The 7,761-nt window shown below is 72.0% G+C and carries 7 protein-coding genes; all 7 read right to left on the bottom strand.

What is annotated here, in order from left to right; all coding sequences use genetic code 11:
- Positions 1-66: 66 nt before the first annotated feature.
- A complete protein-coding gene (locus CCN72_RS08275) occupies positions 67-1,725 on the bottom strand; it encodes an NADH-quinone oxidoreductase subunit N (RefSeq protein WP_086806939.1) in 1,659 nt (552 codons plus the stop codon).
- Positions 1,722-3,296, bottom strand: coding sequence for an NADH-quinone oxidoreductase subunit M (locus CCN72_RS08270; protein ID WP_086806938.1), 1,575 nt, complete (start codon positions 3,294-3,296; stop codon positions 1,722-1,724). Before CCN72_RS08270 ends, CCN72_RS08275 begins: the two co-directional genes overlap by 4 nt.
- 6 nt (positions 3,297-3,302) lie before the next feature.
- Positions 3,303-5,297, bottom strand: a complete 1,995-nt coding sequence (locus tag CCN72_RS08265) for an NADH-quinone oxidoreductase subunit 5 family protein (protein WP_086806937.1) — start codon at positions 5,295-5,297, stop codon at positions 3,303-3,305.
- Entirely contained in the window at positions 5,294-5,668 is a 375-nt protein-coding gene (gene nuoK, locus CCN72_RS08260; protein WP_037663320.1) for an NADH-quinone oxidoreductase subunit NuoK, read from the bottom strand. Before nuoK ends, CCN72_RS08265 begins: the two co-directional genes overlap by 4 nt.
- Positions 5,668-6,327, bottom strand: a complete 660-nt coding sequence (locus tag CCN72_RS08255) for an NADH-quinone oxidoreductase subunit J family protein (protein WP_086806936.1) — start codon at positions 6,325-6,327, stop codon at positions 5,668-5,670. The genes nuoK and CCN72_RS08255 overlap by 1 nt, the downstream gene beginning before the upstream one ends.
- Entirely contained in the window at positions 6,324-6,905 is a 582-nt protein-coding gene (locus tag CCN72_RS08250; protein WP_037663318.1) for a NuoI/complex I 23 kDa subunit family protein, read from the bottom strand. Before CCN72_RS08250 ends, CCN72_RS08255 begins: the two co-directional genes overlap by 4 nt.
- Positions 6,905-7,761 (bottom strand): complex I subunit 1/NuoH family protein (locus tag CCN72_RS08245; protein WP_244174154.1); only part of this gene is annotated, 857 nt, incomplete at its 5' end. The genes CCN72_RS08245 and CCN72_RS08250, both read right to left, overlap by 1 nt.

The raw sequence follows: 7,761 nt of genomic DNA, 5'->3' as shown, positions 1-7,761 counted from the left end.
CTGTACGAGTGAAGGGGGTCAGGCCGTACGGGTGAAGGGGGTTCCGCGGGGGCCCGCCGGTCCTCCTCAGAAGAGCCCGGTGGCCGCGAACCGCAGCACCAGTTGAGGTGCTCCGGACAGGGCGACGCCCGCCACTCCGGCGAGGGCGATCGCGGCCGTCAGCGGGGCCGGGATCCGGTGCCGGACGGTCTCGCCCTCCGGGGCGCGGAACAGCAGGGCCGTCCACTGGAGGTAGTAGAAGAGGGCGATCACCACGTTGACGGCCATGACGACCGCGAGCCAGCCAAGACCTGCGCCGACGGCCGCCGAAAACACGGTGACCTTGGCGAACAGGCCGATGATCCCCGGCGGCAGGCCCGCCAGGCAGAGCAGGAAGAAGGCCATCAGGAGGGCCGTCACCGGGTTGGTGGCGTACAGGCCCCGGTAGTCGGAGATCCGGTTCCCGGCGCGGCCGCGGCCCACTACGGCGGCGATCGCGAACGCGCCGAGGTTCACGGCGGCGTACATGAGGGCGTAGGCGACGGTCGAACCGATCGCCTTCTGCGCGTCCTTGGCGTACCCGGCCGCCGCGATCGGTACGAGGAGATAGCCGGCCTGGCCAACGGAGGACCAGGCAAGCAGTCGTACGGCGCTGCGGGCGCGGGTGGCCTGCTGGCGCAGCGCGCCGACATTGCCGACGGTCATGGTGAGGGCGGCCAGGACGGCGAGCGCGGGCCCCCAGACGTCGGCGTACGACGGGAACGCCACCACGGTGACGAGGATGAGGCCGGAGAAACCGACCGCCTTGCCGACGACCGACAGGTAGGCGGCGACGGGCAGCGGCGCGCCCACATAGGTGTCGGGCACCCAGAAGTGGAAGGGCACGGCGGCCGTCTTGAAGGCGAAGCCGATCAGGGTGAGGACGACGCCCGTCTGGGCCAGGGTGTGCAGCTGGCCGGGGGTGTCCGGAAGTCGTTGCGCCACCTGGGTGAGGTAGAGGGTTCCGGTGGAGGCGTAGACGAAGCTGACGCCCATCAGGCTGACCGCGGTGGCGGTGACCGAGGACAGGAAGAACTTCAGCGCGGCCTCGGCTGACCGCCGGTCGCCGTGCCGGATGCCGACGAGGGCGAAGGCGGGCAGGGAGGCGACCTCCAGGGCCACGATCAGGGTGGCCAGGTCGCGGGCGGCGGGCAGCAGGGCGGCGCCTGCCGTGGCGGAGAGCAGCAGGAACCAGAACTCGCCGGACGGGACGCGCCGCCGGTCGTCGTCCAGGGTGGTGATCGACAGCAGGGCCGCGAGCAGGGCGCCGCCGAGGACCAGGAGCTGGATGACCAGGGTGAAGTGGTCGGCGGCGTAACTGCACGCGCGCGGGGCGCCGGTGACAGATCCGGGACCCGCGCCGGTGCCGGATCCGGTGCCGGTTCCGTTGCCGGTCAGGCAGAAGGTGGCGCGGTCGCCGTCCAGGAGCGGCAGCAGCATCAGCGCGGCGGCGGCGAGTCCGGCGACCGAGATCCAGCCGAGGACGTTCTTGCGGGACTCGGGCAGGAAGAGGTCGGCGACGAGCACGCCGAGCGCGACGACGGCGGCGATCAGGGGCGGGGCGACGGCGAGCCAGTCGACGGACTGGACCAGCGACGCGGCGGACGCGGCCAGGGGATGCCCGAGCTGCTGGGCGAGGGGGTGGGCCTGCGACGCGACGGAGGCGGCGGCTTCGGCGAGCGGCTGGGCGAGGGGCTGGGCGCTCATCGGGTGCCTCCTGCGAGCAGCTGGTGCACGGCCGGGTCGGTCAGGCCGAGCAGGGCCCGCGGCCAGAGTCCGGCGACGACGGTCAGGGCGACGAGCGGGGTCCAGGCGGCGAACTCGTAGCCCTGGACGTCGGCGAGCTTCGGGACCTCGCGCTCGGCACCGCCCATGCAGACCCGGCGGACCACGATCAGCATGTACGCGGCCGTCAGCAGGGTGCCGAACGCGCCGATCGCCATGAAGGTGAGGAAGGCGGGGCGGCTGAGGTCCGCCGCGGGTTTGAACGCGCCGAACAAAGAGAGCATCTCGCCCCAGAACCCGGCGAGTCCGGGCAGCCCGAGGGAGGCCACGGCACCGAAGGCGAGCAGCCCGCCGAGGCGGGGCGCCTTGCCGTACAGGGCGAGTCCGGTCCCCTCGGCGAGGGTGTCGAGGTCGGTGCTGCCGGTGCGGTCCTTGAGAGCGCCGACCAGGAAGAACAGCAGGCCGGTGATGAGGCCGTGGGCGATGTTGGCGAACAGGGCGCCGTTCACTCCGGTCGGGGTCATGGTGGCGATGCCGAGGAGGACGAAGCCCATGTGGCCGACGGAGGAGTAGGCGATCAGCCGCTTGAGGTCGCCCTTCGCGCCCCGCCTGGCCAGCGCCAGACAGGCCAGGGACCCGTAGATGATCCCGACCACGGCGAAGGCGGCGAGGTACGGCGCGAAGGTGCGGAAGCCGTGCGGCGCGACCGGCAACAAAATCCGGACGAACCCGTACGTACCCATCTTCAGCAGGACACCGGCCAGCAGCACCGATCCGGTGGTCGGCGCGGAGGTGTGGGCGTCGGGCAGCCAGCTGTGCAGCGGCCACATCGGGGTCTTGACCGCGAGCCCGAGACCGATCGCCAAAACGACGATGACCTGCACGGACGCGGTCAGGGACCGGCCGTTGTCAGTGGCGAGTGCCACCATGTCGAAGGTGCCCGCCTTGATTCCGATCAGGAGCAGGCCGAGCAGCATGACGACGGAGCCGAGCAGCGTGAACAGGATGAACTTCCACGCGGCCCGGGTCCGCCCCTCGCCGCCCCAGCGGGCGATGAGGAAGTACATCGGGATCAGCACGGTCTCGAACGCGAGGAAGAACAGCAGCAGATCGAGCACGGCGAAGGTCGCGAGCGTGCCGGTCTCCAGCAGGAGCAGCAGGGCGACGAACGCCTTCGGGGACGGGCCCGTGGGCGGCTTGAAGTAGGAGTACAGCGCGCACAGGAAGGTCAGCAGCGCGGTCAGTACGACGAGGGGGAGCGAGATGCCGTCGATGCCGAGGTGGATCCGCACATCGAGCGCGGGGATCCAGCTGATGTCGGTCGTGGCCTGCATCCTCGACGGATGGTGGTGGTCGAAGCCGAGCGCGAGCAGGATCGCGGCGGCGAGGATCACCCCGGTCACGGTGACGCCGTGGCGCAGCACGGACTGCTCGGGCGACTTCCCCTTCAGCCCGGGCGGGGCCGGCAGCAGGGCGGCGACGGCGCCGATGAGCGGGCCGACGACGATCAATGCGAGAAGGACCCGCATCACGGACTCGTTGATATCGATCACGCCTGCTCACGCTCCCGTGGCGACGAGGACGACGGCGACCGCCAGGACGACGGTGCCGGCGAGCAGCGCGCTCACATAGGTCTGCACATTGCCGGTCTGGGCGCGGCGTACGGCGGCCCCGAGCAACCGGGGCAGCGCGCCGGCGGCGCCGACGTAGGTGTCCACGACCTCGCGGTCGAGGAAGCGGACGAGGCTCGCCGCGGCCAGTACCGGGCGGACGAACAGCGCCGTGTAGACGGCGTCGAGGTGGAAGCCGACGGCCGCGTGCCGGTGCAGCGGGCCGAGCAGCGCCCGTCCGGGGTCCGCCGGGTCGGGGGCGTAGGCGATGTCGCCGTAGGCCGGGGTGTGGCTGGCGATGGCCTCGGCCTCCACCCGTCCCGCGTCGCCCTCGGGGTGGGCGGCGACCGCGCCGAGCGGGGGGCTGACGAGGCTTCGGGTGGTGCGCTGCCAGACGCCGTAGGTGAGGAGGCCACCGGCCACGGCGAGTCCCGTACCGAGGATGGAGGTGAGCGGGGTCGGGGTCAGGGAGGCGCCGTCGAACCAGCCGGGCAGCGCGCGGTAGGCGAGCCCGCCGAAGGCCAGGGAGGGCACCGCGAGGACCCAGAGGACCGCGGTCATGGTCAGCGGCTGGCGGCCGTGGTCGGGGGCCTCGGCACCCCGGCCGTGGAAGGCCAGCAGCCACAGCCGGGTGGCGTAGGCGGCGGTCAGTACGGCGGTCACCAGACCGGCGACGAGGACCAGCCAGCCGGCCGCGCCGGGCACGTGCGCGGTGTCGCCGTGGGCCGCGTGTTCGGCGGCGCCGAGGACGGACTCCTTGGAGAAGAAGCCGCTGAACGGCGGGATCGCGGCGAGCGCGAGCAGGGCCACGGTCATCGTCCAGTAGGCGTCCGGGACCCGCTCGCGCAGGCCGCGCATGCGGGACATGGCGGCCAGTGAGTTGGTGCCGGCGGCGTGGATGATCACACCGGCGGCGAGGAACAGCAGCGCCTTGAAGGCGCCGTGGGACAGGAGGTGGAAGACAGCGGCACCGCGGTCGCCGACGGCGAGGGCACCGGTCATGTAGCCGAGCTGGCCGATGGTCGAGTAGGCGAGGACGCGTTTGATGTCGTCCTGGGCGAGCGCGGCGAGGCCGGAGCCGGTCATGGTGACGGCGGCCATCACGGCCAGGACCAGCATCGCGGCCCCGGATGCCTCGAACACGGGGAGGAGACGGGCGACGAAGTAGACACCGGCGGCGACCATGGTGGCGGCGTGGATCAGCGCCGAGACCGGCGTCGGGCCGGCCATGGCGTCCGGGAGCCAGGTGTGCAGCGGGAACTGCGCCGACTTTCCGGCCACGCCCGCGAGCAGCAGCAGGGCGACGAGGGTCGGATGGTGCAGGCCGCCGCTCGCGACGGTGCCGAGGACACGGGTGATGCGGAAGGAGCCGGCGTCGGTGGCGAGCGCGAACAGGCCGATCAGGAACGGCACATCGCCGAGCTTGGTGACCAGGAACGCCTTGAGGGAGGCGGCGCGGGCCTCGGGGGTCTCCCAGTAGTGACCGACCAGGAAGTAGGAGCAGATGCCCATGACCTCCCAGCCGACCAGCAGCACGATCAGGTCGCCGGAGTAGACGACGAGCAGCATCGCGGAGGTGAACAGGGAGACGAGAGCGGCGTACGAGGGGTAGCGCGGGTCGTCGCGCAGATAGCCGGTGGAGTAGATCTGCACGCAGGTCGCGACGAAGGCGACCAGGATCGCGACGAGCGCGGCGAAGCCGTCGATGTGCAGGGCCAGTTCGACGGGCACCGAGCCGGTGGGGGTCAGCTCCGTGTGCGCGTCCAGGGCCGGCCCGCCGCCCTGGCGGACGGCGACCAGCGCGGCCAGCACCAGTGCGGCCAGCGGCGGCAGCACGGCGAGCGGGCGCACGAAGCCGGGCGCCCCGCGGCCGAGCAGCAGTCCGGCCGCGGCGCCGAGGAACGGCAGCAGGGGGACGAGTACGGCGAGGGTGGTCGTGGTCACGCGGTGGCCTCGGTCTTCTGTGCCGCGACGGCACCCGGTTCCGCGTCGCCCCGGCCTTCGGCGGTGTCGCGGAGCTTGTCGATGTCGGAGGTGCCGCGGTTGCGGTACACGGCGAGCACGATCGCCAGGCCGATGCCGATCTCGGCGGCGGCGACGGTGATGGTGAACAGGGTCAGCGCCTGGCCGGAGTGCAGGGTGTCGCGGGCGGCGCGGCTGAGCCAGACGTCGAAGGCGACCAGGTTGAGGTTGACGGCGTTGAGCATCAGCTCGACCGACATCAGGACCAGGATCGCGTTGCGGCGGGCGAGGACGCCGTACAGACCGGTGCAGAAGAGGAGGGCGGAGAGTACGGCGGGGTAGACGAGGTGCATCAGCGGGCGCCGTCCTTCTGGGCGGGGACAGGTGCCGGCGTACGGGCTGCCGGCTCGTCACCGGCGCCGCCATCGGCATCGGTCTTGGCCTTGCGGGACAGGACGATTGCGCCGACCAGGGCCGCGAGGAGCAGCACGGACAGGGCCTCGAAGGGCAGCACCCAGTACCGGAACAGGCTCGCCCCGGTGACACGGGTGGTGCCGGCGGCCGGTCCTGTCAGGTCGATCCATGTCGTACGGAAGGCGTCGGTGACCACCCACACCAGGGCGACGGCGGCGGCGCTCGCGACGGCGAGGGCGACCCAGCGGTTGTTGGAGTCGGCATCCGGGGAGCGGCCGATGGGGGCCCTGGTGAGCATCAGCCCGAACAGGAGGAGTACGACGACGGAACCGACGTAGATCAGGACCTGCACCCAGGCGATGAACTCGGCCGTGAGCAGCAGGTACTCCACGGCGAGGCCGCCGAGCGCGACCACCAGCCACAGGGCGGCGTGCACCAGTTGGCGGGTGGTGACGGTGATCAGCGCGGCGCCGAAGGTGACCAGGCCGACGAGGAGGAAGGCGATCTCGACGCCGGTCGGAGAGAGGAAGCCGTGCGGGGCCGCAACGAGAGACCCGTGCGGGGCGGCGGCGAGGCTCAGGGCGGGGGCGGGGCTCATGCGTCGCCCTCCTCGGGTTCGGTCCGCGCGGCCTCGGCCTGCGCGGCGGCGGCCTGCTTCTCGGCGCTCTTGCGGGCGGCGGCGATCTCCTTCGGCTCCTCCGCGCCCGGGTCGAGCGCGGGCGGGGCCGGCACGGTCCACATCCACTCGCGGAGCTTGTCGCGCTCATGGGTGAGTTCGTGGATGTCGGTCTCGGCGTACTCGAACTCCGGGGACCAGAACAGCGCGTCGAAGGGGCAGACCTCGATGCAGATACCGCAGTACATGCACAGCGAGAAGTCGATGGCGAACCGGTCGAGGACGTTGCGGCTGCGCTCGCGGCCGCCGGGGGCGGCGGGCGGGACCGTCTCCTTGTGGGAGTCGATGTAGATGCACCAGTCGGGGCACTCACGGGCGCACAGCATGCAGACCGTGCAGTTCTCCTCGAACAGACCGATCACGCCCCGGGTGCGGGGCGGCAGTTCGGGCAGGGTGTCCGGGTACTGCTCGGTGCCGTGCTTGCGCGTCATCGTGCGCAGGGTGACGGCGAGGCCCTTGGCGAGGCCGGAGCCGGGGATGCGGGGCCGGGTCGGGGCCATCAGGAGATCACCACCTTGACGATGCCGGTGAGGGCGATCTGGGCGAGGGAGAGGGGGACGAGCAGGGTCCAGGACAGCTTCTGGAGCTGGTCCTCGCGCAGCCGCGGGTAGGTGACGCGGAGCCAGATGACGACGAAGGCGAGGATCGCGGCCTTCAGCAGCGTCCAGACCCAGCCGAGCCCGTCGGCGCCCCAGGGGCCGTGCCAGCCGCCCAGGAAGAGCACGGTGGTCAGGCCGCACAGCACGACGATGCCGGCGTACTCGGCGAGCAGGAACAGGGCGAAGCGCAGCCCGGTGTACTCGGTGTACGCGCCGAAGATGATCTCCGAGTCGGCGACGGGCATGTCGAACGGCGGGCGTTGCAGCTCGGCGAGCCCGGCGACGAAGAAGACGACCGCGCCGATGAGCTGCCAGGGCAGCCACCACCAGTGGAAGGCGTGCAGGATGCCCGGCAGCGAGACGGTGCCGGCCGCCATCGCGACGGAGGCCGCGGCGAGCAGCATCGGCAGTTCGTAGGCCAGCAGCTGGGCGGCGGTGCGCAGGCCGCCGAGCAGGGAGAACTTGTTGGCGCTTGCCCAGCCCGCCATGAGCGAGCCGAGCACGCCGACGCCCATCACCGCGAGCGCGAAGAACACGCCCGCGTCCAGGGCCTGTCCGACGGCGCCCTCGCCCGGTCCGATCGGGATGACGAGCAGGACGAGCAGGTACGGCAGCAGGGCGACGGCCGGGTCTTCCAGCTCGCACCGGCCGTCGCCCTGCTGCCGTACCTGCTCGTCCTGCTCGTCATCCCGATCGGACCGGGCGAGGGCGCCGTCGGACAGGCCCTGGACGCGGGCGTGTTCTTCGCGCTCGCGTT

Origin of the sequence: Streptomyces murinus (assembly GCF_002154555.1) — a bacterium.
GTDB classification, from domain to species: Bacteria; Actinomycetota; Actinomycetes; order Streptomycetales; family Streptomycetaceae; genus Streptomyces; species Streptomyces murinus.
This window is presented reverse-complemented; position numbering and strand designations above follow the sequence as displayed.